23 protein-coding genes are annotated in these 26,449 nt (G+C 70.0%); 5 read left to right on the forward strand and 18 right to left on the reverse strand.

Going from position 1 to position 26,449, the window contains the following annotated elements:
* Position 1: 1 nt before the first annotated feature.
* From DN051_RS36675 to DN051_RS36720, 10 genes are all read right to left on the reverse strand, one after another.
* The gene (locus DN051_RS36675) at positions 2-1,048 is read right to left on the reverse strand and encodes an ABC transporter substrate-binding protein (RefSeq protein ID WP_112441032.1); all 1,047 of its coding nucleotides are present in this window, start codon (positions 1,046-1,048) and stop codon (positions 2-4) included.
* 95 nt (positions 1,049-1,143) lie between these two features.
* Complete coding sequence (locus DN051_RS36680; RefSeq protein WP_234388565.1) at positions 1,144-2,007, reverse strand: ABC transporter ATP-binding protein; 864 nt, start codon at positions 2,005-2,007, stop codon at positions 1,144-1,146.
* Positions 2,004-3,080, reverse strand: a complete 1,077-nt coding sequence (locus DN051_RS36685) for a FecCD family ABC transporter permease (protein WP_053755924.1) — start codon at positions 3,078-3,080, stop codon at positions 2,004-2,006. Before DN051_RS36685 ends, DN051_RS36680 begins: the two co-directional genes overlap by 4 nt.
* Positions 3,077-4,081, reverse strand: a complete 1,005-nt coding sequence (locus DN051_RS36690) for a FecCD family ABC transporter permease (RefSeq protein WP_112441034.1) — start codon at positions 4,079-4,081, stop codon at positions 3,077-3,079. The genes DN051_RS36685 and DN051_RS36690 overlap by 4 nt, the downstream gene beginning before the upstream one ends.
* Positions 4,082-4,358: 277 nt before the next feature.
* A complete protein-coding gene (locus DN051_RS36695; RefSeq protein ID WP_246040722.1) occupies positions 4,359-4,967 on the reverse strand; it encodes an Rv1352/Rv1906c domain-containing protein in 609 nt (202 codons plus the stop codon).
* A gap of 343 nt (positions 4,968-5,310) precedes the next feature.
* Entirely contained in the window at positions 5,311-6,216 is a 906-nt protein-coding gene (locus DN051_RS36700; protein ID WP_112441036.1) for an NAD-dependent protein deacetylase, read from the reverse strand.
* Between the two features lie 185 nt (positions 6,217-6,401).
* Positions 6,402-8,174: a DEAD/DEAH box helicase gene (locus DN051_RS36705; protein WP_112441038.1), complete on the reverse strand. Its 1,773-nt coding sequence runs from the start codon at positions 8,172-8,174 to the stop codon at positions 6,402-6,404.
* An 88-nt stretch (positions 8,175-8,262) separates the two neighbouring features.
* Positions 8,263-8,466 (reverse strand): cold-shock protein, encoded by a 204-nt coding sequence (locus DN051_RS36710; RefSeq protein WP_023544341.1) that lies wholly within the window; start codon positions 8,464-8,466, stop codon positions 8,263-8,265.
* Positions 8,467-8,909: 443 nt separating this feature from the next.
* A complete protein-coding gene (locus DN051_RS36715) occupies positions 8,910-9,368 on the reverse strand; it encodes a cupin domain-containing protein (RefSeq protein WP_112441040.1) in 459 nt (152 codons plus the stop codon).
* A gap of 198 nt (positions 9,369-9,566) precedes the next feature.
* Entirely contained in the window at positions 9,567-10,172 is a 606-nt protein-coding gene (locus tag DN051_RS36720; protein ID WP_112441042.1) for a DJ-1/PfpI family protein, read from the reverse strand.
* A 237-nt stretch (positions 10,173-10,409) separates the two neighbouring features.
* On the opposite strand from DN051_RS36720, the gene DN051_RS36725 reads away from it, so the two are divergent.
* The 3 genes from DN051_RS36725 (at position 10,410) to DN051_RS36735 (ending at position 12,710) form a co-directional block, all read left to right on the forward strand.
* The gene (locus tag DN051_RS36725; protein ID WP_246040723.1) at positions 10,410-11,006 is read left to right on the forward strand and encodes a hypothetical protein; all 597 of its coding nucleotides are present in this window, start codon (positions 10,410-10,412) and stop codon (positions 11,004-11,006) included.
* 170 nt (positions 11,007-11,176) lie between these two features.
* Positions 11,177-11,959 carry a DUF899 domain-containing protein gene (locus DN051_RS36730; protein WP_112441046.1) on the forward strand — a complete coding sequence of 261 codons (783 nt, stop codon included), beginning with the start codon at positions 11,177-11,179 and terminating at the stop codon, positions 11,957-11,959.
* Positions 11,960-12,146: 187 nt separating this feature from the next.
* A complete protein-coding gene (locus DN051_RS36735) occupies positions 12,147-12,710 on the forward strand; it encodes a peptidoglycan-binding domain-containing protein (RefSeq protein ID WP_112441048.1) in 564 nt (187 codons plus the stop codon).
* Between the two features lie 74 nt (positions 12,711-12,784).
* Here DN051_RS36735 and DN051_RS36740 read toward each other — a convergent pair whose 3' ends face one another.
* From DN051_RS36740 to DN051_RS36750, 3 genes are all read right to left on the reverse strand, one after another.
* Complete coding sequence (locus tag DN051_RS36740) at positions 12,785-16,117, reverse strand: S8 family serine peptidase (RefSeq protein WP_112441050.1); 3,333 nt, start codon at positions 16,115-16,117, stop codon at positions 12,785-12,787.
* A gap of 574 nt (positions 16,118-16,691) precedes the next feature.
* Entirely contained in the window at positions 16,692-17,249 is a 558-nt protein-coding gene (locus DN051_RS36745) for a class F sortase (RefSeq protein WP_324612300.1), read from the reverse strand.
* A gap of 396 nt (positions 17,250-17,645) precedes the next feature.
* A complete protein-coding gene (locus DN051_RS36750) occupies positions 17,646-18,125 on the reverse strand; it encodes a hypothetical protein (protein ID WP_053755913.1) in 480 nt (159 codons plus the stop codon).
* 1,471 nt (positions 18,126-19,596) lie between these two features.
* Here DN051_RS36750 and DN051_RS36755 point away from each other — a divergent pair.
* On the forward strand, positions 19,597-19,914 hold the full coding sequence (locus tag DN051_RS36755) for a hypothetical protein (RefSeq protein ID WP_420709073.1): 318 nt from the start codon (positions 19,597-19,599) through the stop codon (positions 19,912-19,914).
* 165 nt (positions 19,915-20,079) lie between these two features.
* On the opposite strand, the gene DN051_RS36760 is transcribed toward DN051_RS36755, so the two are convergent.
* From DN051_RS36760 to DN051_RS36775, 4 genes are all read right to left on the reverse strand, one after another.
* Positions 20,080-20,823 carry a DUF1775 domain-containing protein gene (locus DN051_RS36760; RefSeq protein ID WP_234388563.1) on the reverse strand — a complete coding sequence of 248 codons (744 nt, stop codon included), beginning with the start codon at positions 20,821-20,823 and terminating at the stop codon, positions 20,080-20,082.
* A 43-nt stretch (positions 20,824-20,866) separates the two neighbouring features.
* On the reverse strand, positions 20,867-21,493 hold the full coding sequence (locus DN051_RS36765) for a hypothetical protein (RefSeq protein ID WP_112441054.1): 627 nt from the start codon (positions 21,491-21,493) through the stop codon (positions 20,867-20,869).
* A gap of 169 nt (positions 21,494-21,662) precedes the next feature.
* A complete protein-coding gene (locus DN051_RS36770; protein WP_053755911.1) occupies positions 21,663-22,334 on the reverse strand; it encodes a TetR/AcrR family transcriptional regulator in 672 nt (223 codons plus the stop codon).
* Between the two features lie 231 nt (positions 22,335-22,565).
* Entirely contained in the window at positions 22,566-24,086 is a 1,521-nt protein-coding gene (locus tag DN051_RS36775) for a GMC family oxidoreductase (RefSeq protein WP_112441056.1), read from the reverse strand.
* A gap of 444 nt (positions 24,087-24,530) precedes the next feature.
* Here DN051_RS36775 and DN051_RS36780 point away from each other — a divergent pair, with 444 nt between their 5' ends.
* Positions 24,531-25,421: a pirin family protein gene (locus DN051_RS36780; protein WP_112441058.1), complete on the forward strand. Its 891-nt coding sequence runs from the start codon at positions 24,531-24,533 to the stop codon at positions 25,419-25,421.
* Positions 25,422-25,451: 30 nt separating this feature from the next.
* On the opposite strand, the gene DN051_RS36785 is transcribed toward DN051_RS36780, so the two are convergent.
* Positions 25,452-26,414, reverse strand: coding sequence for an EamA family transporter (locus DN051_RS36785; protein WP_112441059.1), 963 nt, complete (start codon positions 26,412-26,414; stop codon positions 25,452-25,454).
* Positions 26,415-26,449 lie beyond the last annotated feature (35 nt).

Here is a 26,449-nt window from a genome sequence, read left to right on the forward strand (position 1 = left end):
CCTACTTGGTGAGGTACTCCTCGAGGTCGCCGAGGACCTCGTTGGCGGCCGTCACGCCGAGGCCGAGGTACCAGGTCTCGTCCGGGACGTCGTAGGCGTGACCGGCCTTGACGGCCTCGAGGTTCTTCCACAGCGGGTTGCCCTGGGCCTTGGACTTGTCGGTGGCCTTGGGGTCGCCGTAGGCGCCGGTGAAGATGTAGCCGCCGTCCGCCTGGTCGATGTTCTCGGCGCTGATCTCGGTGGCGAGGTCGTTGATCTGCTGGTTCTTGGGCCGGGGGATACCGGTGTCCGTCAGGATCGTGCCGATGAAGGAGGCGCCCGCGTAGAGGCGGATCACGCCGTCCGGCATGTAACGGACCATCGAGACGGTCGGCTTGTCGGCGCCGAGCTTCTCGCCCAGAGCCTGCGCCTTCTCCTCGTAGGCCGCGAGCTTCTCCTTCGCCTCCGCGGTCTTGTCGAGGGCGGCGGCGTTGAGGAGGTAGTTCTCCTTCCAGGTGAAGCCGGGGCGCAGGGAGAAGACGGTCGGCGCGATCTGCGACAGCTCGTCGTACTTGTCGGCGGCCCGCAGCTGGCTGCCCAGGATCAGATCGGGCTTGAGGGCCGCGATCGCCTCCATGTTGAGGTTGTTGATAGTGCCGATGTTCTTCGGGCTGCCCGCGTCCTTCTTGAGGTACGAGGGCAGTTCGGGGGAGCCCTCGGTGGGGGCGAGACCGACCGGCTTCAGACCCAGCGAGACAACGTTGTCCAGTTCGCCGACGTCAAGGACCACGACACGCTTCGGCTCGGCCTTGATCTCCGTGGTGCCCATGGCGTGGTCGATGGTGCGGGGCCACTCGCCGGGCTTCGCGTCGGTGCCCATGGCGGCGGTCTTCTCGGCCGCGTCGGCGAACTCGTCACCGCCCTGGGCGACCGCCTGCTTGTCGCCCGCTCCGGCGGAGGCCTCGGCGGACGTGCCCGGTCCGTCGTCGGAACCACCGCACGCCGTCAGGGAAAGGGCGGCGGCGAGGGCGAGGGCTGCTGCGGCGGTACCGCGGCGGCGGACGGACATGGTTTCTCCAGACATGCGTGAAACAAAATCAATAAGGCAAGGCTAACCTTATAGGGATCTTGTCGGTCGACGACCCCCGGAGTGTGTGGTTCCGGTCACGCGCCGGGCAAGGGCTTCGCCGGGCGCGGAGGTCCGGGGACCACGAGCGGATCCCCTGTCACGGGATCCGGCACGACGATCGACGCGAGTCCGAAGACCTCCTGGACCAGCTCGGCGGTGACGATCTCGGAGGGCGGCCCCTGCGCGACGATCCGCCCCGCCCGCATGGCGATGAGGTGGTCGGCGTAACGTGCCGCCTGGTTCAGATCGTGCAGCACCGCGACCACGGTCCGGCCGCGCTCCCGGTTCAACTGCCGCACGAGGTCCAGTACTTCCACCTGGTGGGCGATGTCCAGATACGTCGTCGGTTCGTCGAGCAGGAGCAGCTCGGTGTCCTGGGCGAGAGCCATGGCGATCCACACGCGCTGGCGCTGACCGCCGGACAGCGCGTCGATCTGACGCTCCGCGAGGTCGGCGGTCGACGTGCGCTCCATCGCCTCGGTGACGTGGGTCTCGTCCGCCTCGGACCACTGCTGCCACCACTTCTGGTGAGGCTGCCGCCCGCGCGAGACCAGGTCGGCGACGGTGATTCCCTCCGGTGCCACCGGCGTCTGCGGCAGCAGCCCGACCGTCTGCGCGATGCGCCGGGTGGGCACGCGTGACAGATCGGTACCGTCGAGGAGTACCGCGCCCCGGCGGGGTTTGAGCAGTCGGCCCAGGGCGCGCAGCAGCGTGGACTTGCCGCATGCGTTGGGCCCGACGATGACGGTGACCTTGCCGTCCGGGATCTCGACGTCCAGGTCCTCGACGACCACGCGGTCCTCGTAGGCGAGGGTGAGTTCCCGAGCGGCGAGGCGGGCACCGGTCACCGGGGCGGTGCGGTCGTCGGCGACGTCGGGGGTCGGGCGGGTGCCGGTCACGCGGTTCCTCCGGAACGGCTGCTACGGGTGCTGACGATCAGCCACATCAGATAGGGCGCTCCCACCAGGGCGGTGAACACGCCGACCGGCAGTTCCAGCGGCGAGAGGAGCCTGCGGGCGAGCAGATCCGCGACGACCACGATCAGCGCGCCCATGAGCGCCGAGGACAGGAGCGGAATGTGCGGGGTGCGGGTGAGCCGCCGGGCGATCTGCGGGGCGAGCAGGGCCACGAAGTCCACCGGACCCGCGGCACCGGTCGCCACGGACGCGAGCACGACACCGAGGACGCTGAGGCCGAGACGCAGCCGGCCGAGCCTGATGCCGAGGGCGGTGGCCGTGTCCTCGTCGAAAGCCGACCCTCGCTGGGCCCGAGCCGCCCACAGCAGGAACGGCAGCAGGAGTACGAGGACCGTGGCGAGCGGTGCCGCCTGGTCCCAGCCGCGTCCGTTGAGCGACCCGGTGAGCCAGGTCTTGGCCTGCTGGGCGACGAGGTAGTCGCCCTTGGTCACGAACAGCCGGGTCAGCGCGCCGAGAGCGACCGAGATACCGATGCCCACCAGCACGAAGCGGGAGGCGGACAACCCACCCCGCCAAGCGAGTGCGTAGACGAGCAGCGCGGCGAGGAGGCCGCCCACGACGGACACGTACGGCAGGAGGGTGTACGAGGTGACACCGAAGGTCATCGCGGCCACCGTCGCCGCGCCCGCGCCGTGGGTCACGCCGATGACGTCGGGGCTGGCGAGCGGGTTACGGGCCACGGTCTGGATCAGCGCGCCCGAGACACCGAAGGCGGCGCCCACCAGAAGTCCGGTCACCAGGCGCGGCAGCCGAAGGGTGCCGACCACCAACTCGTCGGGGCTGGGCAGCCCGAGCAGCACACGCAGGACCTCGCTCGGCGCGACGAACGACTCGCCGACGCACAGCGACGCCACGACAGTGCCGGCCAGCAGGAACGCGAGGACGCAGGACACGACCAAGGTCCTGCGATGCAGCAGGAAGCTGCTGCCGCGACCGGCCCGCAGAACGGCATGCCCGGCCGGCCGGAACGAAGGGCGATGCGGGGCGTACGTCATGCCACGACTGCTTTCTTCCGCCGCACCAGCGCGACCAGGAACGGTACGCCGGCCAGCGCGGTCATCACGCCGACGGGCACTTCCGACGGCCGTACGACAACACGGCCGAGGACGTCCGCGAGCAGCAGCATCACCGGCCCGAGCAGCACGGCCATGGGCAGCAGCCATCGATGCTGTGTGCCGACGAGCGCGCGGGCCACATGCGGTACGGCGAGGCCCGTGAAGGCGATGGGACCCGCGGCGGCGACCGCGGCGCCGGTCAGCACGGTCGCGCCCAGGGCGCCGGTGGCTCGCAGCAACGCCACGTTGCGGCCGAGCCCTCGGGCGATGTCATCGCCGAGCGCGAGTGCGTCCAGCCCGCGGGCCATGCTCAGGACCAGCAGCAGCCCGGCCAGCAGGAAGGGCCAGATCTGTCCCGCGATCGACGCCTCCCGGCCGCTGATCGAACCGACGTCCCAGTAGCGGAATTCGTCCAGGGCCCGCGCGTCGGTCGTGAGGACCGCCGAGATGAGGGACGCGAGGAAGGCGTTGATCGCGGCACCGGCCAGGGCCAGCTTGACCGGGGAGGCGCCTCCCCGCCCACTGCTGGCGACGGCGTAGATGCAGACCGCCGCGACACCGGCGCCCGCGAACGCGTACCAGACGTACCCGGTCAGCGAGTGCACCCCGAAGAACGCGATGGCGCAGACGACGCCCATCGAGGCTCCCTGGCTGATGCCCAGGATGCCCGGCTCGGCGATCGGGTTGCGGGTGATGCCCTGAAGAACCGTTCCTGCAACGGCGAGTGCGACGCCGACCAGTACCCCGATGACCGTCCGCGGAACTCGCAGCGACCGCACGACCTGCGCGTCGTCGCTCGTACCGCCGTGCACGAGGGCGTCCCAGACCACCGAGGGGGCGATCGGGCGGCTGCCCACCGCGAGACTGAGCAGCACTGCCAGCAGCAACAGGAGAAGGCCGACGGCCAACCACCCCGTACGGCGCCTTACGGCTCCCGACATTCACCCTCTCCCCACGGCCTGGCCAACGCTGCACAAGACTACGTTGTGCCTGGAGCGGGGCTGTCGCCGGTTGTGCCGGGGTGACGATGGACGCCGGGCGACCGGACCGGTACGTGCCCCGGGACCGGAGCGGTGGGTGCCGGGCGACCGGACCGGTGGGTGCCCGGCGGCAAGGACCAGCGGCCCTTGTCGACGTGGCTGGGCTATGACCTCGTAGGGCGGACAGCCGGGGCCTCAGGTGTGCGTGGGTGGGACCGAGGGCCCGTGGCCGGCACGGCTACTTGGCCAGCTCCCACACCTCGCAGCCGCTCGTCTCGAAGACCTCGCCCTTGTTCAACGTGACCCGCCCCGGGCCTTCCAGGATGCCGTTGGCGATGATCGCCTCCAACTCTCCCGAGTCGTTCTTGTTCCGCGCCCAGTAACACATGTCGTCCGTGGGGCCCGACGTCTTGTAGGAGCCGGCCTTCACGTCCTCGCCCACCAGATACGTGCCGGAGCCGATCGACGTGGAGGGCCCGACCGGCTCCTCCTCTTCCTCCGTGGGAGCCGGATCGGCCGCCGGGACCGTCACGTCAGGGACCAGCCCCGCGTCGAGATCCGCCTCGGCGGACTCGATGATCTCCAACGACCTGTCGATGATCTCCTGATCGGTCAGCTCCACGGTCTCGGTCTCGGTCTCGGTCTCGGTTTCCGTGATGGTGACAATAGGTGCCGGCTCGGCGTCGCTCGAACCGTCATCGTCGGCAACGAGCACGCCCACGACCACGATTGCCGCGACGGCCGCAGCGGTGGTCCCGGCGATGACCGCGTTCGTGTGGGACTTCGTCGGTGCGGGTGGCGGCGTCGGCGGGAAGTCGGGCATCGGCGGCGGCGTGCTGTCGGCCATGGGTCCCCCTGACTACTTCATTGCCGTCCGGGTGTACGACTCGTGAAGAAGTTGTGCGGTTGTAATGGATCGAAGCACTTCGCTCGATTGAGCGGTAGCCCGCTCGCCGCGGTTGCCTTCTCGGAGCCTGTGTCCAGTCGTCGAAACTGAGCGCTGTGTTGGCCCCGACCCGCGGCCGTACGCCGCGGTCGGGTCCGAGCGGTCGACGCAGCGCAGCGACGGTGGCGGGCACAACGCAGGGCGCAGGCGGAGGTTGCCGGAGGTTGCTTCTTCCGGCCTGCACCCGTCGCGGGTGTATGCCCCCGTGCTCACGGATCGCACCCGGATTGGGCCCGGGGTCGTGTCAGTTACCGGCTGTCGCCTGTCCGTCGACGGGGATGTTCAGTCGGTCGGCCACCGTGCTGAGTGCCGCTCCCAGGGTGAGGGCGACCCGCGTCACGGCGTGCGGGTCGCCCCGGGTCGGGTCCCGGTTGATGATCAGTACCGGTTTTTGGGCCTGGGCCGCCTGGCGGACGAAACGCAGTCCGGACATCACGGTCAGTGAGGAGCCCAGGACGAGAAGCGAGGTCGCCCCTCGGACCAGTTCGCGGCAGTGCTCGACCCGCTGCGGGGGAACGGTTTCGCCGAAGAACACCACGTCCGGTTTGAGGATGCCGCCGCAGATCGCGCAGGGCATCACGCGGAAGTCCCCGACCTGTTCGTCGGTGAGGTCGGCGTCACCGTCCGGGTTGATTCCGGCGGCCACCGGTTCAAAGCCCGCGTTGGCCTCCTCCAGCCGCCGGGCGAGTTCATGGCGCGGGCTGAAGGCTCCGCAGGAGAGGCAGACGACCCGGGCCAGGCTCCCGTGGAGTTCCGTGACGGTCTCGCTGCCGGCGGCCTGGTGCAGACCGTCGACGTTCTGAGTGATCACGCCCGAGAGCAGGCCGCGCCGGGCGAACGCGGCCACGGCCCGGTGCCCGGCGTTGGGGCGGGCGCGGCCGAAGGTGCGCCAGCCGAGGTGACTGCGCGCCCAGTAGCGGCGTCGAGCCCGGGGGTCGGCGGTGAAATCCTGATAGGTCATCGGTGTGTGTCGGCCCAGGCTCCCGCCCTCGCCCCGGTAGTCGGGGATGCCCGACTCCGTGGAGATGCCCGCCCCGCTGAGTACCAGAACACCGCCGGTGTTCAGCGCTGCCACGACGGGTTCCAGGTCCGTCGTGGCAGGTGGCAGGTCCTCGGTCGGGGTCCAGCTCAACGTGGGGCGCATGCGCATGCCGCCAGGGTACGCAAACGCATCGACTCCACTCGCCCCCCCACCGACCGACGGGACGGCACACCCCGCCGGCCTGGCCGCCTGGCCCGTTCGGCTCGGCCCGTCAGTAAGTCGCGACTCGGGCGGTGGCGAGGAACCGACGCCGATGAACAGTCGTCACCCGGGCGGGCCTTGCTCGCCGCGGGTCAGGTGGCAGAGGTTCGCCGGCCGCCCCGGCGGTCGGAGCCGCGGCCGCTGGTCCCGGCAGCGCCGCCCGTGGCTCGGCCGGCCGCCGTCCGTCGGCCGGATTCGTGACCAGCTTTGCCGGAGCCGCGTGCAGCCGTGCCCGAGGCAGCGCCGGCCGCGGACTGCCGGTCCGTACCGCGGTTGGTCGCCCTGGCCGCTCCGGAGGCACCCTTCGTGGCCCCGCCGGCGGATTGCGTCCGACGGGCAGTGCCGCGCCCTCCGGTCGCGGACGCCCCACCCGAGGCCGCCGCCTCGGCCGCGGCGCCACGGTTGGAGCCGCGACCGCGGGTCCCGTTGGCAGCCTGGCGCGTTCCATTGACGGAGCCCGAAGCCGTTGCTCCGCCGTCGCCCTCCGGACGTCGGCGGCCGGACCGCCTGCCCGGCTTGTTGCCCGGCTTCCGGTCCAGTCGGGACGCCGTCGGCGCCGTCGGCTCGGGGATCTGGATGGTGACGGCCACACCAGAAGGCTCACGGGCACCGGTGATGGTGGCGAGTTCCGGGTCGCTCGACGTGACGCGGGCCGTACGGGGACGGATACCGGCGTCCGACATGAGTCGGGTGACGTCCCGCTTCTGGGTGGGCAGGGCCAGCGTGACCACGCTGCCGGAGCCGCCGGCGCGGGCCGTACGGCCGCCGCGGTGGACGTAGTCCTTGTGGTCGGTGGGGGGATCGACGTTCACGACGAGGTCGAGGTCGTCGATGTGTATGCCACGGGCCGCGACGTTCGTCGCCACCAGGGCGGTGACCTGGCCGTTCTTGAACTGTTCCAGGGTGCGATTGCGCTGCGGCTGGGAGCGGCCCCCGTGCAGCGGCGCCGCGTGGACACCGACGGCCAGGAGCCGCTTGGCGAGCCGGTCGGCGGATCTCTTCGTGTCGACGAAGAGGATGACCCGTCCGTCACGGGCCGCGATACGCGTGGTGACGGCCTTCTTGTCGGTCTCGTCCTGGACGTGGAGCACGTGGTGCTCCATGGTGGTCACCGCTCCGGCGGACGGGTCCACGGAGTGCACCACGGGGTCGGTGAGGAACCGCCGGACCAGTGAGTCGATGTTGCGGTCCAGGGTGGCCGAGAACAGCATGCGCTGACCGTCGGGGTGTACCTGCTGGATCAGCTTGGTGATCTGCGGAAGGAAGCCCATGTCGGTCATCTGGTCGGCTTCGTCCAGCACCGTGATGCGCACCTCGTCGAGCACGCAGTCTCCGCGTTCCACGAGGTCGTTGAGCCTGCCGGGACTCGCCACGAGCACCTCGGCGCCCCGCCGGATGGCCGCGGCCTGCCTGGTGATCGACATCCCGCCGATCACGGTGGCCAGCCGGAGGTTCACGGCCGTCGCGTAGGGGGTCAGCGCGTCCGTGACCTGCTGGGCGAGTTCACGGGTGGGTACCAGCACGAGGGCGAGGGGTGCCTTGGGCTGTGCGCGCAGTCCGGCCGTGCGGGCCAGGAGCGCCAGTCCGAACGCGAGGGTCTTCCCGGAGCCGGTGCGTCCCCGACCCAGCAGGTCACGGCCGGCGAGCGAGTTGGGCAGGGTGGCGGCCTGGATGGGGAAGGGGGTGGTCACGCCCTGTGCGGTGAGGGTCTTCAGTAGCGCCGCGGGCATGTCCAGATCGGCGAATTCCTCGACAGCGGGAAGTGCGGGTGTCGCGGTTTCCGGCAGCCGGAATTCCCTCGGCGACGACGCGGACGGTTGGGGCGACGAGGAGCGCCGGTTCGGCTTCTGGGGCCTGCGGGACATTAAAGAGGTCTGCCTTCCTGGAAACAGCACAAACCGGGGTCCGCACCATGACAGTGCGGACCCCGGCTAGTGGATACGCGTCCGGATATCAGGCGGGGACGATGTTCTCCGCCTGCGGACCCTTCTGGCCCTGCGTGACGTCGAAGGAGACCCGCTGGCCCTCCTGGAGCTCACGGAAGCCCTGGGTCGCGATGTTCGAGTAGTGAGCGAAGACGTCCGGACCGCCGCCGTCCTGCTGAATGAAGCCGAAACCCTTTTCGGCGTTGAACCACTTCACGGTTCCCTGTGCCACGACATTCTCCTCTATGTTAGGCAGAGGCCCCATCACATCCGGAGATGCCGGAAAACAAATAATGCGCCTTAGGAGAAACATTCCCGTCAGGCGCACATAGGTTCATGGGTACCACAACTGCAACGCTGAAAGCCTAGCACAGTTCGGCGGCTGTGGTGGATCAACGGCGCACCCGCGCTCGTCGGCGCCGTTCGAACGAACGTGGCGCTCGCCTGGCTACATGGCTCGGACCGGGTCCGGGACGGCGCGGGGCGGCACGCAGGGGATGGCGGCAGCCTTTCGCCCGCGAAGCGCGAGGCGCGTTTCCCGGCTGAGTCGTCGCTGCGCGTGCTGACGCGGAATGCACGGCCGCGGCTTTGCGGCGTGCCGATCCACCGGCAGTTCTCGCGCCCGTCAATCGGTAGTACTGCGGGTCAGCCGTCACGCAACCGATTTTCTGATTCTCATGACTCGGGGACCTTGAGCGCGTCCCCTGTGTTGGAGATGAAGACGACCAGGAGCTTCGCCGATTCCGTCTTGCTGGTGTTCTCCGTCAGTACGTGATAGGCGCCCGGTTCTTCGACCCACTGCTCGCCTTGGTGATACGTACGGGCCGGCTCTCCGCCGAGCTGGCTGCGCATCGTGCCTTGGAGTACGTAGGCGTAGACGAACGCCTCACCGTGGCGGTGCGGCACCGCGCGTGCGTCGGGCGGGAAGTTCACGATCGCCGAGGTGAAAGTTTTCCCCCGGATATTCGGGATTGCCTGTTCGAGGATGGGCGTCAGCGTCTCGGACGGGCGTTCCGAGGTCACCGCGGCGACCGGCACCTTGCCACTCGCATGATCTGTCGCAGGGGCGCACGAGAGCGCCACGGTCGCCATGCCGGCGGCCAGAAAACCAACAGAGACACGTACTCCGTTCATCACTGCTCTCCCGTTCGGTCCCCCCGGACGAGTCCACGCCTGGCGTCAGCGGACCCGCTCGTGTCCGCCGCGGCGTGGGGGTGAAGGAGCTGTGCGGCCGTACGTCGCCGTTGTCCGGGACAGCGCACACAGCAAAACCGTACGGCCGGACCCGCGTGCCCGCACGGCGGTGGCCCTTTGTCGGCCTGCCCGCGTGCGCTACAGCGAAGGTGGCTGCGGGTCGTACTGGATGTCCCGCCGAACCTGGCGGGCGCGTTCCGCCGAGGACAGCCGGGCCACCAGATGAAGTGCCATGTCGATGCCGGCCGAGATGCCCGCGGAGGTCACCACGTCACCGTCGTCGACGAACCGGTCGTCCGGACGCACATCGATCGTCGGGTCGAGCTCGGCCAGTCGGTCCAGCGAGGCCCAGTGCGTGGTGGCGGGCCGTCCGCGCAGCAGTCCGGCCGCCGCGAAGACCAAGGAGCCGGTACAGACACTCGTCAGCAGCCGGATCGATCGCCGCCGGGAGCGAAGCCACTCCAAGTGCTTCTCGTCGGTGAGCTGAGGGCGAGTCCCTCGACCGCCGGGATGCAGGAGGACATCGATCGACGGCATATCGGTGAGCGAGTGATGTGCCGCGACGGTGAGCCCCTTCGCACACGTCACTGGTTCGCCGTCGGCGGAGAAGCAGAAGACCTTCCAGCCGTCGTCCGGGTAGGCCCGGGTCCAATGGGACAGCACCTCCCACGGGCCGATCGCGTCGAGCTCCTCGACGTCCGGGAACAACAGGATCCCGATCCTTCGCGCACTGTTGTTGGCCATGGACCCATCCAAGCAACCTGAAGAGGTCATGTTTGGAAGGTGATGCGTGAAATGACTGATTGATTACGAATGCCGCGCCGCCCTTGTTGAAGTCCTCGGCGTGGCTTCATGTCTCGTACCTGGCCCCGCGCACGGGGCCGGAGGTAGGTGAGCCGGGCAGGCCCGGGCCCGTGCCGCGAGTCACGGGGTTGCAGCGATGCCCGGGGTCCCGCTGCAGTAGGTTTCGGCACCATGGCGATGACGCGGCGACTCCTGGACGGCGACCTCGTGGACCGTATGGTCACTCTCGCGGATCTGCCCTGGAGCCTCCGCGCGTACGAGGAGACCTTCGTGCGCAACGGCTGGCACATGGAGGGGGACGACGGGGAGATCGTCATCGGGTGGTTGGACGTGTGGCCGGTCGTCGGCGAGGAGGGCGTGGACGACTGGTGGCTGCTTCTCGGTGAGTATCCGGGGTGCCAGGAGGGCCGTGACGCCGTGTGTGCACATCCCCAGTGCCGCGCGGGCTGCTGGGTCGCCATGCCGTTCGCCTACTTCGCAGACCCCGACGACCCCGAGGCCTGGGAGCGGGAACAAGGGCCCTTCTTCGCCCGCGCCGACTGTCTGCCGCAGGCGTCGGCAGCGGACTTCGAGGCCGAGTACGTGCAGGCGGGCAAGCTGCTGCGAGCACGTCTCGGCGAGCCTCTTGCCGAGTCCCCGTACCGGCCGGACGGTGCCAAGAAGTACGAGGTGTGGGAGCGCGGCGATTCCTGGGTCGTGCTGCTCGTCGAGTCCGACCCGATCTCGTACCACGCCTACGACCAGGCCGTCGTGGAGGTGCGCCCGCGCGTCTGAGCGGCCTGTGCCTGCCGAGGTGGGCGCGACGCACTTCCCCGTGGTCCGGGCACCTACGGATGAGTGTCCGGCCTCGCTGCGATGAGTTCCGGCCGCGTCGAGGGTCTGTACTGGTGTCGTAGGACGTCGTCGTACGACGCTGCCCGGCACGACACGCCACGGAGGACGCCATGACGGCCACACCGAGTGACCAGACCACCGCGCTGCCCGGCCGCCCGCCCGTCGTCGACCTGGCCACCTGGCAGGCCGCCCGTGACGAACTCCTCGTCCGCGAGAAGGCCCACACCCGCGAAGGCGACGCCCTGGCCGCGGCCCGCCGCCGACTGCCGATGGTGGAGCTCGACGGGACGGTCGAGGTCGTCGGACCCGACGGCCCGGTCCCGTTCCTCGACCTCTTCCAGGGCCGCGACGAACTCGTGGTCTACCAGCACATGTGGTGGGACGGTGCGCCGCATCAGGGGCAGTGCGAGGGCTGCACCACAGCGGCCTGGCACCTGAAGGACGCCGTCTACCTCCATGCCCGTGGCGTCTCGTTCGCCGTCCTGACCACGGGCCCCTGGGACGAGGTCGCCTGCTACGTCGAGTTCATGGGCTACACCCAGCCCTGGTACTCGGTGCGCGGCGTGGACGCGCCGGTCGGTGGAGAGATGGGGTACCTCGCCTGCTTCCTGCGTGACGGCGACCGCGTGTTCCTCACCTACTCCACGACGGGCCGCGGCAACGAGCGGGTCAACGGGTCCCTCGGCCTGCTCGACATGACGCCGTACGGACGCGGCGAGGCGTGGGAGGACAACCCCGAGGGCTGGCCCGAGGGGCGCAGCGCGTGCTGGTCCTGGCGGTCGGACTCGGACGGGAAGGCCACCTGGGGTCCGACCAGTCGGCCCGTGCCGCAGTGGACCCGCCCCGGCGCGACCCCCGTGGAGACCCTCGGCCGACACGGTCACCACCACTGACCGGCGCGGGGTGGTGAACGCCGCTTGCGGCAGCTTTCCCACGCCGACCCACCAGGCCGGCCGCGATCTGTGAACTTGGCGTGAACATGGCAGAACTATGGCGTGAATGTGACATAACTATTCAGCCTCGGGGGCTGTGTAATGGCGCGAACTGGCTCCAAGGGGGGGCCTGAGTCCAGGAGTCGTCATGACTTGGCACACCAAGCGCATCAAGCTGGCCGCGTGCACTGTGGGGGCGCTGACCGCCGCTGTGCTCGCCGTGAGCGCCACTCCGGCCGCGGCGGCCGGAACCTACAGCGGCCGAGCATATGTGTACGGGACCGGAGAGTTCGACGGAGACTGGGGCGACGAGGGCATCCTTCAGCGGAACACCCACGCTTCGTCCAACGCCACGTGTCTGTGGCAGATGATTCTCTGGGCTGACGGCGAACTCACCTCCAAGTCACAGGTCGACGGCGTCTTCGGCGACGGAACCTACAACGCGACCAGAGCCTGGCAGATACGCGAGAACGAGAGCTACGACGCCGGTCTGGAGGTCGACGGGTCGGTCGGCAAGGGGACCTTCGGCTGGGCGCAGAACTGGCTCCACATCGAAAGCGGGGGTGAGGGGGCCGGCCAGACGCTGAACCTGAGCTACAACGGCTTGTGGGGCGCCTTCGACGCAAGACGCCTTGCTGACGGCACCTACGAGTTCGTCGACGGCGACGGCTCATGGCGGAAGGCCGGTTACGACTACCGGACCTGCCGCTGACACCTGAGGACCCAGGCGCCATGAGGGCCCGCCTCCCGGAGGGGAGGCGGGCCCTCATCGTGTCGGCGGGGCGGCTACTCCGCCCGGTACGCGTCGCGGACGGTCTGCGTCAGCGTGTTGCCCTGACGGTCGCTCACCACGGCTTTGAGCGACACGGACCGGCCCGCGGCGGGGTTCTTCACCCGCACGCTGCCGTTCTTGACGTCGGCCCGGATCCACCGGTCGCCGCCGTCGGTCGAGTAGTACACCTTGAGCGTGGCCAGGTTGCGGCCTGCCGCGGCGCCCTGGACGGTCACCGGCACCTCGATCGACGCGTGGGCCTTCGCTGTGCTGCGGACAGTGAGCGTCGGGGTGAAGCGGACGACGGAGACGGGCAGTCGTACCTCCTTGCCGTCCGGCACGTGCTCCGAGGTGAAGGTCCAGTCCGCGGTCACCTCGGTGCTGACCGACGCGACGCCGCTGCGGGTGGCCGATGTCGAGACGTGGTACCGCCCCTTGCCGGGCGGCACGGTGAACACCGTGAAGTTGTCCATGGCGACGTCCGCCGCCGCCACCTCCACGCCGTCGCGGCGGATCGTCGTACGGCCCTCGTCGTAGGCGGAGAACCCGTCATGGCCGTGTCCGTCGTCGAACAGGCCGGTCTCGCCGATGATCAGGTCACCGCTGCGGACCAGCCCCACGTTCGACTCCGCCAACCGGGGTCCGAAGACACCGACATTGAAGACGTTGCCGTACTTCCGGCCCTTCTTGTACTCCCTGCTCTCGACGCTGTAGAGCGTCTCGACGATGCCGCCCTGCGCGGGGTTCAGTTGCATGAAGTCCTGCGCCCAGGTCACACCGGGACCGGCGGCGTGGACGGACTTGGTGAACGGCAGGCCGCCGGTGACCGCGGTCGCGATGGTCAGGGCGCGGTTGACCGTCGAGGTGGTGAACAGCACTCCCGTCCGGTCGCGAACCGAGGCACCCGCGGTGGTCTCGATCTTCGCCAGGTCGCGGGCGGCGACGGTCTTGCGGTACCCGGTGTAGAAGGTCCCGGTGCGGCCGTACGCGGCGGTGTACACCTGGGAGCCGTGCTCGTGGAGGCTGGTGACCGACGCGTTCAGGAGATCTCCCGGCACGGACGGGCCCAGATGGGCGGTGCGGAAGTCCGCCAGTGTGCCGCTGTTGAGGTTGAGCCCATGACCGTGGCCGGCGTCGATGTGGTAGCCGACGGCGAGATCGCTGCGCTCCGCCTTGCGGTCCGGGACCTCGACGGTGAGTGGTTGTGCCGTTCCGGCGTCGAAGGTCAGCGTGGTGTCGGCGGTGAGTTCCAGGAGCGGGCGGCTCACCCAGTCCAGACCCCGCATGGGTCCCGGTGCGGGCTGATGCGGGATGAAGCTGTCCAGGCTGTAGGAGCCCTTGGGCAGACGCAGCGTGGTGGAGCCGGAGTCGTGGGTGATCTCGGTGCGGAAGAAGTCGTCGAGGCGGTACAGCAGCGTCTGGAAGTCAGCGGCGGGACGGCCGTCGCGGTCGAGGTTCTTGATGGTGAGGTCGTACACCTCGGCCTCGCGGACCACGGCTGCCGCGGTACGGGTCCGCTGCCCGCCGCCGTCGGCGACGAGGGCTCCGCTGTAGGCGCCGGTGAGGTCGCCGCCAAGCGTGGTGTCCACCGTCACGGTCGCCTCGGCGGTGCCGTCGGCCGGGACGGTTATGCGCTGTGCGTCGACGGTGAAGAAGCCCTCCGGTGCGGCCCCGCCGTCAGGGCCGGTGCCGGTGACCGACAGGTCCAGGGTGATGTCCCGGTCACCGGTGTTGCGGTAGGTGACGGTCTTGCGGAGCTCTTCGTCGTCGTGGTGGGGCCAGAGCGTGGTGCCGAAGTTCAGCGAGGCCGGCTCCGCGAAGACGGTCTGCCGGATCGCCGCGGCCACGTCGATCCGGCCGGAGCCCTGCTCGTAGGCGGTGTACCCGCCGTCCACGGCTGATCCGACCAGGGCCGACTTGATCTGCGGCCCCGACCAGTCGGGGTGCTCCTGAAGGAGGATCGCCGCGGCGCCGGCGACATGCGGGCTCGCCATCGAGGTGCCGGAGATGGTCAGGTAGCCGTCCGCGGGGTGGGGTGTCCCCGGGTCGGTGTCGAGCAGGCTGCCGGCCGCCGCCGCGGCGGTGATGTTCACGCCGGGGGCGGTCACGTCCGGTTTGACCGCGCCGTCTCCGAGGCGCGGCCCGCGAGAGGAGAACACGGCGATCTCGTCGCCGTGGTCCACGGCGCCCACGGTGAGCGCGGCGTCGGCGGTTCCGGGGGAGCCGAGGGTCGACTCACCGGGACCGTCGTTGCCCGCCGCGACGACGAACAGCGCACCGGTCTCGGCCGACAGCCGGTTCAAGGTCTCCTCGACCGGGTCGACACCGGGGGTGTCCGCTTCGCCGAGGCTCATGTTGATGATCCTCGCGCCCTCGGAGACGGCCCACTCCATGCCGGCGATGATGCCGGCGTCGTCGCCGAAGCCGTTGTCGCCGATCACCTTGCCGTTGATGATCTGCGCGCCGGGTGCGACGCCCTTGTAGGCGCCGTCGGACCGCGCGCCGGTACCGGCCGCGATGGAGGCGACGTGAGTGCCGTGCCCGAAGCGGTCGTGCGCGTCCGGGGACGGCGTGAAGTTGCGCTCCGCGATCACCTTGGCGTCCTTGAGCAGGTCCGCGTGTGCGGTGTCGACGCCGGTGTCCAGCACCGCGATCTTCACGCCCGTGCCGTCGTAGCCGGCGGACCACGCGCTCGGTGCGCCGATCTGCGGCACGCTCTTGTCCAGCGAGGCTCGGCGAAGGGAGTTCAACCACACGGTGTCGACGCCCGGTTCGAGTGTGACGTGCGGTGAGTCGTCCGTGCGGGCGGTCAGGGCCGTCCAGAGGCCCGCCGTCTCGTCCTCGTCGGCGGTCAGTGCCTGGCCGTTCACCTCGCCGAAGGTGTGTGTGACCTCGACACCGTCCGTCGAACGCAGTCGGGAGCGCGTTCCGGGTGCGGAGGCCGTGTAGGTGACGATCAGTCCGAGACCCTGGCGCCGGGCCGCCTCGCGGTACTCGGCACGGGCGAGAGTGGTGACGTCGAAGAGCCGGCGATCGAGCCTGCCCTGTGCCACGAGCCCGGCGGCGTCCAGCGGGACGACGTACACATGTCCGTCCTCGCGGCGGACCTGAACAGGTATGTCCTGACGGCCTTCGCCGCGTCGCAGCCCCACCGGACCGCCCGCGCTGTCGACGGCCACCCGGTCACCCGTCACCAAGGTGATCCACGTGGCCTCGGCCGGAGTGCGGGCCGCGATCGGTGCCGTACGGATTCCCGGCTCTTGCCGTGGGGAGGCCGCCGTGGTCGGGGTGGCGACGCCGGCGACGAGTATCGCCGCGAGTGCGGCGCCGAGCGATGCTCTGCGCATCGATCTCCATCGTGAGTACAACTTGCGCCTCGTGTTCCTGTGTCGAACGCGGGAGCGGCTGTCGGCCGCGGATCCGGCGGCACGACGCCCCGCATGCTGTGATGTTCAGCACCCGATCGAGCCCGGGCCAGACGGAATATGAACGAGCGGCACCACATGTTCAACCCGGAACGGTGAACGTCACATCGTCAGACGGTGCAAGACAGCAGAAATGCCCGCACGCCCGCGATAAGCGCCTGAAGCGCGCGCCATCCGCGCCGCGCGGGCACCGGCGATCCCGGGGTGCTGCCCAGTGCCGTAGGGCGGTGACATGAGCCGAGGACTGTGACCGGCCGCAGCCCGAGCGGCATCTGACGAACCATGCGTCACGAGACCGCGGTGTCCGGCCCCGCACCTGTCGTCCCTGTGGCATGCGCGCCATGTCCGCCGTCGAGGCGTCGGAGACGGCGTGCAGGAGGCCCATCCCGGATGCCGCCGCACCCAGGGCGACCAATCTTCCACGCAGCTCACTTGACGCCGTCTCGCGCAACAACCGTGTCAACACCTGGACGCCGCACGGCCGGTGTCCGCCCCCTCATTTCGTCGACGTCAGCGCCGCGAACACCACGACGTTCGCCTGCCAGCCGGTGGCGTCGGTGTACTTGCCGCCACAGGTGATCACACGGAGTTCGGGGCGGCCCGAGCTGCCGTAGACCCTCGCGGTCGGGAAGTCGTTCTTCGGGTAGACCTCCACGGCCTCGACGGTGAACACCGCTGTCAGCCGGTCGGTACGGGTGACCTCGATGATGTCGCCCCTGGCCAGCGCGCCGACCTTGTGGAAGACGCCGGGACCGGTGCGCGTGGTCACATGGCCGGTGGTGACGGCCGTCCCTGCGGTGCCGGGTGCGGGCCCACCCGAGTACCAGCCCGCCAGTCGCCGTCCGTCGGCCGGAGGCCGGAGTGCCCCCGCCGCGTCGAGCCCCACTGAGGTCAGAGGGGCGTCGAGGCCGACGGCGGGGGCCCGGAGCCGGACGGGAACGGACGGAGGCAGCGGCTGCGCGGCGGGGGACCATTGGGACGGGTACAGGGACGCGGGGAAGGCCTGAGCCGACGATGGCTGCGGCGGCCGGTCCTCGCCCAACGCGGTGATCACCAACAACAGTCCCGCGACGAACGCACACGCCAGAAGCGTGAGCGAGGGACTGAACCGGCGCGGGAGCCGGGACCGATCTGCCCTATCGGACCAACTTGCCCAGCGGGCCCGGCGGAACCAATCCTCCCAGCGGGTACGACGGGACCAATCCGCCCGACGGGTCCGACGGGACCGATCCGTCCAACGGGACCGAATTGTCCAGCGGACCCGGCGAAACTGACTGACCCAGTGGGCCCAATCTGCCGAGCGGGACCATCCAGCCCGTCGGGCCCAGCTGGGCCGGTGAGGTCGACGGGCGCGGCGTGGCCAGTGCCGACGCCGCTGCCGCCGCGGTACCACTGGGGGAGAACCGCCCCCGTGCCCGATGTCCATCGCGGTGAGGACGCGGCCGGGCCGTCAGGTGTCGCTGCGACGGCGGCGCATCGTCACCACGGCCCCGGTCGCGGCCGCGGCGAGCAGCGCACTGCCCACGGCGAGCTGCGTGGTCCTGTCGGACGAGTCCCCGAAGCCGGCGTCGACGGAGCCATTCGGGTAGCCGATCTGGTACGTGCCCGTGAGCTTGGTCAGCGGCGGGCACTTCACGGTGACCGTGTCCTCTCCGGCCTCGACCCCGTCCGGCAGCGTGAACTCGCCCTTGAGCTCGCCCTCCCGATCGCCCTCGAACATGTGGAAGTCACCCGCCAGCTCCGACTGGCCCTTCCCGTACGTCTCCCCCTCGCCGCATCCGGAGGTGGTGACGGTGACAGTGGAGCCCGGGGTGCCGTCCCCCGAACGGATGGTGATCTCCGAGTCGTCGGCCGCGGCCGAGACCGGGATCGACAGACACAGGGCTACGACCACCGGGCCGATACCTACCGCAACTCGTCTGCGACGCATACGAATCCTCCAACCGGCCAATGTCCGGTTTATCGGTTCTTTGCCTCTATGGCGCTGTTCCTTCGAGGAAACCGACGACCCGTCAGCTCTGCAACCTGACGCAACGCCAGATCGAGCCCTGCGGCAGGCGTATTGACTGCTTCCGCACGGTGTCTGCACAGGTCACCGGAGGTGGCGAGGGAGCGGGGAAAAGATGTCGGACCATGCGCCGGCGGGGCGGCGAACGGGGGACGGGCGCGGTTCCCGGTCCTCCCGCGGGGCGGGCTGTCGGTCCGGGGTGCCCGCCTCGTCGGGCACGGCCGACGTGACGTTCCGTCCGGGCGCTGCCCCGGCCGCGCGCAAGCCATGCGCCGCTTGGCGCAGGGCCTGGCGGAGAGGGACCTGACGTGGCCGCCGCGCCAGGCTTCCGGCCCGCCCTGGCCGCTCCCCAGCCGCTCGCCCTCGGGCACCCGACGAGGCCCGGCCCTTCACCAGGGGTGTCCACCGCAGGCTGGAGCGAGCCCCCTTTTCGACACGATCGGCCGCACGCCCCGTCGGCTGCGGCGTGGGTACGGGACTGTCCGCAACCCGGCGGCGGTGTGAGAGCCGGGAGCTCCATCGCCCACCTTCTGGCTGACATCACTGCGGAAGCAGGGCGCCACGAACCCGCGGGCACCGTCATCCGTCCGCGGAGCAGCAATGAGCATGGGGGTGTCGCCCGGCCCGGCCACCGGTGCAGAGTCTGACCAGCCCTCAAGCTGACCAGGGTTGTGCACTGTTGGGCCCACCCGTATCGGGCCGTCGTCCGCCGGTGCCCACCTTGAAGGGGTGGACCACCGCGCTGCCGACCACGAGCACTGCGGCCACCGCAGCGAGCGCCTTGAGCTGCGCAGCTGTGGCTCCGGGCCGGACGAGGGAGGCGGGAGGAGCACCGGTCCCATCGCGTGGCCAGGCCGCGGGCCAGCGCCTGTGGCCGGCCCCGGCGGCATTTCGGCTGTGTCCGGAGCGGCTTCCCGTACAGTGCCGGGCTCCTGCGCGGTCGGGTGGTCGGGCGCGGCCGAAGGTTCGAGCATGTCGTAGAGGCGAACACCCCGCCGACGGCGGACCGCGCCCTCGCCGCCTCCGCCCGAGGTACGGGACCTCACGTGGGGGTCGGCATTCCGCCGTACGGCGGCGGTTCCGAGCCTCTCCGGGAGTACGGCTGAACAGTCGCTGTCGTTCATCCGTACCCCTCGGTGCACCCCCGCCGCCGACGCGGGCGGGAACAGCCCGGACACGGAGAAGGTACGTGCCACAGCACCCCGAGCTACCCCACCAGCCCACCCGAGGACGCACCGCCCGAACTCCGTCCGCAGCCCGGCGCATACGTGGCACCGCCGTTGCCGCAAGCCTTGCCCTCCTGCCTCTGGCGACGGCTTGCGGCGAGGGCACGGACGGTGACTCCGCGGGGCGCAAGCCGTCGGGGAGTTCCGCTGCTCCCCAGGCTGGTGTGGTGGCTCCGGCCAAGGTCGAAGTGATCGCCAACCTGACGGGTTGCAAGCCCCAGATCCGCATCGACGCGGAGGAACTGCGCCAAGGCCTGTGCCATACGGAGAAGATCGACTACCTCATCACGACCTTCCCCGAGGAGAAGTACAAGCAGACTTGGCTGGACTCCGCAGCCGTCTACGGGGGCAAGTACCTGGTCGGCTCGCGCTGGATCGTCAGCGCGAAACAACCGGAGATGCTCGAAGAGTTCCGGACCAAGCTCGGGGGCACCATCCAACGGCTGAGGGGCATCGGTCCGACGCCGGGGTCGAGCGCGTCGTAAGGACCGCGCTGCCGCCCGTTCGCCGCCTGGAGCTGCTTCCCGCCCGTTGCGTTGCGTCCTGTCAGGACCGTGCGCTCACTGCTGTGTCGCTGGCGCTGTGGCCGCCCGGCCGAGACCGGTGTGTGGGGTGGCAGCCGCTCCACCCCACACGCACAGCCGAGACAGTCAGTCCTGCGAGGCGGCTGAGCGCCGCTTCACCAGCCACCACGCACCGCCGGCGACGGCGAGCAGGGCAACGACGATCACGCCGATGACCAGTCCCGTCGAAGTGTCGTCCTCTGCTTCCGCGGCGTCGGTGTCGGAGTCCGTGGCCGCGACGTCGGACTCGGTGGCCGTCGGCGTCGGGGTGGGTGTTGCGCTCTCGGTGGGGCTGGGGCTGGGCGTCGGACTGACCGGGGTCGCTCCGGGGGCGGCGGCCCGCAACTTCAGAACAGGCGCGGGCTGTTCGCTCCCGCCCGCGTCGGTGGGCAGTTCGATCCAGCGGGATACTTCGCCGTCGCTGTAGGTCTCGACGGTCTTGAAGGCGATTTCCTTTGCGTCCGGCAGCTGACGAACCTTGATCTTGTGCTCGGCGTCGACGCCGACCTTCAGGGCGGGGCCGCCGATGCTGTATCCGTCGCCGGTGGCCTTCAGCTTCCATCCCTTCGGGGCTTCGTCGAGCGTCACGTCGGCTGGAGTGATGCCCTCGGGCAGCACAATGCGCAGTTCGGTGAAGCCGGCCTCGGCGGATTCGGCCTCGGAGACGAACGTGAGGGTGACGTTCTCGGCCAGAGCCTGTGGGGTGTCGGCCTCTACTCCCGCGTGAGCGGCAGCGGGTGCGGCCAGGGCGAGGGTGGCGGTCAGCGCGACGGCGGCGGAGAGCGCGACGCGGAGGCCGGTACGTGCCGGAGGTTGCGTAGTCAGGGGCACAGGGAACTCCTTGCTGATACAGGTGGTTCCGGCCCCGCGGAGGTCAGGGGCCGGTGAGAGACCGGAGAACCTCTGTACGCGGTGGACCCCTGCGCACCACCGTGTACTCCAGCGCGTCATCTCCTGACTGCGCGGTCGCGCGTGCGCGCGCGGGCCCGTGGCCGGGCAGCGCGAAGACCGACGGTCCGGTGTCGCGGACCGCTCTGGGCAGTACCTGGGCCAGGGCAGCCACGGCCGCCCGGGTGAGAGTGCCGAGCGTGCTCAGCGCTGCTGACATCCGTGCGTCGGCCCGGTGCAGCAGCCAGGCCACGATCAGTGCCGCCACCACGTGCGCCGTGGTCATGGCCGCCCCCGCGTGATGCCAGGAGTGCCCGTCCACGTGGTCGCTGTGCCCGGCGTGGATGATGTGCCCCGCCAGCGGAGCGCGGGGATCGCCGTCCGCGGCGGACAGTACGAGGTGGAGAACACCCTGCGTGCTCAGGGTGAGCGCCACCGTGGCGACCGGCGTGTAGCGGCGGCGCGCCAGCGGCCAGATCACCGCGAACTGGGCGGCGGCGACCCCGCCCGCCAGCCTCCAAGGCACGGTACTCTCGGCGACCGCGTAGTGGCCGAAGGTGGCGAGCACCGTTCCGAGCACGGCGAACAGGCCGGCCCGCGCGCACGTTCCCACGCGGCCGGCCCGCTCGGCTGGGGCAAGTGATGCATGCCCGGTCACGTGATCACGCGGCACAGTCGCTCATCATCCCCTACCGGCCGATGTCCGTGGCCGAAACAGCTCACATCGGCGTACGGTCGTCGCGCACACCGGGCATCTCGGCGAGCGGGCGACGAACTGTCCGCTACCCGGCTTCCCCTTCGCCGGGCCGGGTCATTGCCCGGCGTACTTGGTCCGATGTCATCGGTGGCACGGGCAAGGGGTGGGAGCGTTCAGCGCGAAAGGCGTCGAGCATCAGGGCGAGGTGACGGCGCCAGGCGTCGGGTGCGACATTTCTCGTGGCCGCGGTGATGCGGTTGTGAGCCCAGATGACGAAGACCATGTCGTCGGGCGAGACGTCGGCTCGTAGGCTGCCCTGTTCCTGTGCGCGCTGCACGATCACGCGCGCCAGATCCCGGGTCTGGGTCAGGTGGGTGTCGATGCGGTCGGCCAGGCTGGTCTGCATCGAGGCGATGTCACTCAGACCGCGGTCGTCGGCCTGGAGTTCGCAGATCGCCTCCAGGTATCCGGCGAAGCCCTCCCACGGGTCGTCCGCTGCTGCCGCCTGTTCCGCTGCCGCGAGCCAGGCGTCGAGTTTCTCGGCGAACACGACCTCGACGAGGTCGGCTCGGCTCGGGAAGTGGCTGTAGAGGGTGCCGATCGCGACTCCTGCGGCCTTGGCGATGCCGTCCAGTGGCGCATCGATTCCTTGGCGGGCGAAGGAGTCGGCTGCCGCCTTGGTGATGGCGTCGCGATTGCGCCGGGCGTCCCGCCGCAGGGGCCGTCCTGAGTTCTTGGTGGGTTCGCTTACCTGCATGTGGCGGCCTTTGCAAGAAGTCGAGGATGACTGAGGTGATTCTAGACGCCACCGAATGTCATCGTCTCGACGCGGCCGCGGGGGCCCGACGCGAAGGGCGAGGGGCCGCGAGCAGCCGGGAAAGGGAGCCGGGAAAAGGAGCCGGGAAACGAGGCCGGGAAGCAGCACGGCAGGGCCTTCGGGTACGCGGGTCTCTTGGCCGAGGTCCGCGTACCCGTGATGACCCTGAGGTCAGCTGTGCTGTTCGAGGATCAGGTCCGCGGCCCGCTCACCGATCATCATGACCGCACCCGCAGTGTTGCCCGCGGGAGGCAGCGGCATGACCGAGGCGTCGGCGACTCGCAGTCCGGCGACGCCGCGCACCCGCAGGCGCGGGTCGACGACGGCCGCCTCGTCGGTGCCGATCCGGGCCGTACCGACTTGGTGCTGGCTGTCGACCACTTGGCGCACATAGGCGCGCAGATCCTCTCGGCTCGTACGGGCCGGGCCGGGATAGACCTCGGAGGCCACCCACTCGGCCAGCGCGGGCTGCCTGCCCACGGCTCGCAGCGCCTCGATCTGGTCGACCAGTGACTCCAGGTCGCGGGGATCGGACAGGACTCCCGGGTCGACGACCGGAGCGTCCGTCGGGTCGGCGGAGCGCAGGCGCAGCTGGCCGTGGCCGTGCGGATGCAGCAGCAGTGCGAGCGCCGTGAAGCCGTGTTCAGGAGCACTCTCCGTCAAGGTGGAGACGGCTGTCGAAACGAAGAGTGCCTGCCAGTCCGGCTGGACGGGCGCGTGCGGCGCGCCGTCGGCGACGATCTGCGCCTCGATACCGCTTGCTCCGGGCTCCGGCACGGGTTTCGTGGTCTCCCAGACCACTTCGGCCTTGAGGTGGTCGCGCAGGTTCTGGCCGACACCCGGCAGGTCGACGACGACCGGGATCCCGTGCTCCCGCAGGTGTTCACCGGGGCCGATGCCGGAAAGCATCAGCAACTGCGGGGTGTTGTAGCTGCCCGCGGAGAGCACGACTTCGCGTGTGGCACGCACGACGCGGCGCTCACCGTCGCGTATGTACTCGACACCGGTCGCCCGTCCGTTTTCCACCAGGACCTTCGCGACCAGCGCGTCCGTGACGACGCGAAGGTGTGGCGAGTCGCCCACCGGGGCCACGTAGGCGCGCCAGGCCGACACGCGTCGGCCGTTGTGGATGGTGTGCTGGCCGGCACTCGCGCCGCGGCTGTCTCCCGAGTTGTAGTCCTCGTTGCGGGGATGCCCACTCTGCACGGCGGCGTCGAGAAACGCGCTGACCAGGGGATCGGGGGCGGGGTGGCGCCGGATGTGGACGGGTCCGTCGTGGCCTCGGGTGCCGTCCGGGGCACCGTCGTAGGACTCCAGCTTGCGGAAGTACGGTTCGACGTCGCGCCACGCCCAGCCGCTGGCTCCCCCGGCCGCCCAGGCGTCGTAATCGGCCTCGTCGCCCCGTGTGTACCAGAGCCCGTTGATGGCTGACGAGCCGCCGAGTGTCTTGCCCCTCGGCTGGTACATGACGCGGTCGTTGGCGCCCGGCTGCGGCTCGGTGTTCACGGCCCAGTCGACCTCACTCCCGAACAGGGTGGGTGCGGGGTACGGCAGGGAGATGTCCTCGCGTGTGTCGCTCGGGCCCGCCTCGATCACCGTGACCGTGTGCCCCGCGTCCATGAGCCGGCGCACCACCACCGAGCCCGCGGTCCCGGCCCCCACAACGACGAAATCGCTTGTTTCTGACTGCATGACGTCCTTCTCGATTGGTTGATGTCCGGGCGCAGCGCCCGGACACGACGCAGTGGGCGGCTCTCGCCGGCGCCACTGGAAGTCGAGAGCACCCTCGACTTAGGTGATTCGAATGTAACCTGAGGGATGCCTCAAGTTAGTGTTAGTGGTGTCACATATCGCCAAGATCGCTACAGGGGACGGCCGGCGGGTGCGCCCGCGGACCGGCGGTGTTCCTGGCGTGCGGCACCGGTTGATCTTCGGGGCGGGGTGGGGTGTCGATGCAGCCGCGTGAGCGAATAGCTATGCTGAAAAAATCATCTGTGATACAGATAATCTCCACGGTTGACGTTGTTGTCGGCGGGCGTCGACCAGCCGCGGCTGCCGGCGGATGCGTCGGCGCAGTGTCCGCAGTTTGTCGTGTCAACAAGGTCGCGAGCTCGCGACCAGGAAGGACGGCGCGTCATGGGCGCACCGCTCGTCAGTCATGGCCGCACGGTGGCTCGGGTCGAGTCCAAGCTGATGCTCGGCCCCAGCGAGCAGTCCGACGACCGGGCGATGATCTTCACTCCGCAGGATCCGGCGCTGACCGACCCGTTCCTCGTCCTCGGTGAGGAGTGGTTCTCCACTCCTGGCTTCGAGTGGCATCCGCACCGCGGTATCGAAACGGTGACCACCGTGTTCGGTGGAGTGCTCGAGCACGGCGACAGCGCCGGCAATGCCGGCGCGCTCCAGCCCGGGGATGTGCAGTGGATGACGGCCGGTCGCGGCATCATCCACCGTGAACTGGCCTACCGCGACGAGCACGCCCACATCATGCAGCTGTGGATCAACCTGCCTGCCGACCGCAAGCTCACCCGAAACCGGTACCAGGACTTGATCGCCTCGTCCCGTCCGCGGGTGGTCCTTCCCGGGGTCGAACTCGACATCATCTCGGGCACCGTCGAGGGAGTCACCGGCCCGGCGCTCAATCATGTGGCCGTGCAGGCCGTGATGGTGAGCCTGGAGCCCTCGACGACCTTCGCCTACAAGCTCCCCGCCGAACACCGCGCCTTCGTGCACGTCGTCTCGGGCCGGGTGGCCGCGTCGGGCCGGAATCTCGTCACGGGGCACACCGCCTGGTCCGACCCTGTGCCGGACGCCGAGGGCGACAGCGCGCTGTCCTTCGTGACTCCGAGCGGTGACGGCAAGACGCGGCTCATGATCTACAGCGGTACACCGATCGGCGAACCCGTCGCCTTCGGCGGACCCTTCGTGATGAATCACCGGTCCGAGATCAGGCAGGCCTTCGCCGACTTCCACGCGGGCAAGTTCGGTGAGGTGCCGCGCCGGGCGCGGCTGGCCTACGACAGATGACGCGCCGCCACCGCGGGCCGTGGCGGGTCTTCATGACGGTTCGCGGACGGAGGGCCCGCGCGCGGCGCCATCGCCGGATCGCGCGGGATCTTCCTCGGATCGCGGGGGAGTCTCGCCGGATGCCGGCTGGGAAGTCGTCCGACGGCTGCCGCGCCGGCCCGCGCGTGCGGGTCCACCGAGGAGGACGCCGGCCAGGACGAGTACGAGTCCGCACAGTTGTTGGGCTGTCAGCACCTCCTTGGCGATCACCGTGCCGAGCAGTACTCCGGTGACGGGGTTGAGCAGGCCGATCAGGCCCACGGTCCCCGAGGGCAGGCGCCGCAGTCCGGCGAACCAGGCCGCGAAGGCCAGCGCGGTGGCGACCAGAGCGGCGTAGCCGAACGCGAGCAGCGCCGACGCTGACAGCGCGGGCGGCGAACCCTCCACGACCGCGGCGGCGGGCAGCAGGAACAGGCCCCCCGCGGTGAGCTGCCAGGCGGTGCAGGCGAGCACATCGGTACCGGCGCTCCACCGCTTCGTCAGGATGTGACCGAACGACGAGACCAGCATGGCCGCGACCGAGGCGAGCACCCCGGGCACGCTCACTCCTTCGACGCCCGTGAGCAGCATGAGGCAGACCCCGCCGAGGCCGATCGCGGCGCCGGCCAGATGTGCGACACCGGGCCGCTCGGACACCAGGGCCCAGGCGATCAGCATCATCGCCAATGGGGACAGTGCCATGACGGTCGAGGCGAGGCTCGTGGGAAGCAGTTGGGAGGCGGCGTAGACAAGGACGAAGAACACCCCCACGTTCAGCAGCCCGAGCGCCGCGGACCGCCACCACCAGGCGCCGCGCGGCAGGCGCCGGCACAAGGCCAGCAGTACGAGGCCGGCGGGCAGTGCCCGCAGCGCGGACCCGTACAGCGGGCTGTCCGCCGGAAGGAACTCATGGGTGACGAAGTAGTTGGTTCCCCAGGCAACCGGTGCGACCGCGGTCAGCGACACCCAACGCATATCAGCTTCCACGGAAGACAATATAGCTTCCCGGG

The organism is Streptomyces cadmiisoli, from assembly GCF_003261055.1.
In the GTDB taxonomy this organism is placed as follows: Bacteria; Actinomycetota; Actinomycetes; order Streptomycetales; family Streptomycetaceae; genus Streptomyces; species Streptomyces cadmiisoli.

What these genes read in the sequence shown, in the direction of transcription:
- DN051_RS36730 (WP_112441046.1), top strand. Translation starts at nt 11,177, where the DNA reads ATGACGGCCACACCGAGTGACCAGACCACCGCGCTGCCCGGCCGCCCG.
- DN051_RS36725 (WP_246040723.1), top strand. Translation starts at nt 10,410, where the DNA reads ATGACGCGGCGACTCCTGGACGGCGACCTCGTGGACCGTATGGTCACT.
- DN051_RS36735 (WP_112441048.1), top strand. Translation starts at nt 12,147, where the DNA reads ATGACTTGGCACACCAAGCGCATCAAGCTGGCCGCGTGCACTGTGGGG.
- DN051_RS36695 (WP_246040722.1), bottom strand. Translation starts at nt 4,967, where the DNA reads ATGGCCGACAGCACGCCGCCGCCGATGCCCGACTTCCCGCCGACGCCG.
- DN051_RS36785 (WP_112441059.1), bottom strand. Translation starts at nt 26,414, where the DNA reads ATGCGTTGGGTGTCGCTGACCGCGGTCGCACCGGTTGCCTGGGGAACC.
- DN051_RS36720 (WP_112441042.1), bottom strand. Translation starts at nt 10,172, where the DNA reads ATGGCCAACAACAGTGCGCGAAGGATCGGGATCCTGTTGTTCCCGGAC.
- DN051_RS36780 (WP_112441058.1), top strand. Translation starts at nt 24,531, where the DNA reads ATGGGCGCACCGCTCGTCAGTCATGGCCGCACGGTGGCTCGGGTCGAG.
- DN051_RS36775 (WP_112441056.1), bottom strand. Translation starts at nt 24,086, where the DNA reads ATGCAGTCAGAAACAAGCGATTTCGTCGTTGTGGGGGCCGGGACCGCG.
- DN051_RS36750 (WP_053755913.1), bottom strand. Translation starts at nt 18,125, where the DNA reads ATGCGTCGCAGACGAGTTGCGGTAGGTATCGGCCCGGTGGTCGTAGCC.
- DN051_RS36685 (WP_053755924.1), bottom strand. Translation starts at nt 3,080, where the DNA reads ATGACGTACGCCCCGCATCGCCCTTCGTTCCGGCCGGCCGGGCATGCC.
- DN051_RS36715 (WP_112441040.1), bottom strand. Translation starts at nt 9,368, where the DNA reads ATGAACGGAGTACGTGTCTCTGTTGGTTTTCTGGCCGCCGGCATGGCG.
- DN051_RS36770 (WP_053755911.1), bottom strand. Translation starts at nt 22,334, where the DNA reads ATGCAGGTAAGCGAACCCACCAAGAACTCAGGACGGCCCCTGCGGCGG.
- DN051_RS36705 (WP_112441038.1), bottom strand. Translation starts at nt 8,174, where the DNA reads ATGTCCCGCAGGCCCCAGAAGCCGAACCGGCGCTCCTCGTCGCCCCAA.
- DN051_RS36675 (WP_112441032.1), bottom strand. Translation starts at nt 1,048, where the DNA reads ATGTCCGTCCGCCGCCGCGGTACCGCCGCAGCAGCCCTCGCCCTCGCC.
- DN051_RS36690 (WP_112441034.1), bottom strand. Translation starts at nt 4,081, where the DNA reads ATGTCGGGAGCCGTAAGGCGCCGTACGGGGTGGTTGGCCGTCGGCCTT.
- DN051_RS36700 (WP_112441036.1), bottom strand. Translation starts at nt 6,216, where the DNA reads ATGCGCATGCGCCCCACGTTGAGCTGGACCCCGACCGAGGACCTGCCA.
- DN051_RS36740 (WP_112441050.1), bottom strand. Translation starts at nt 16,117, where the DNA reads ATGCGCAGAGCATCGCTCGGCGCCGCACTCGCGGCGATACTCGTCGCC.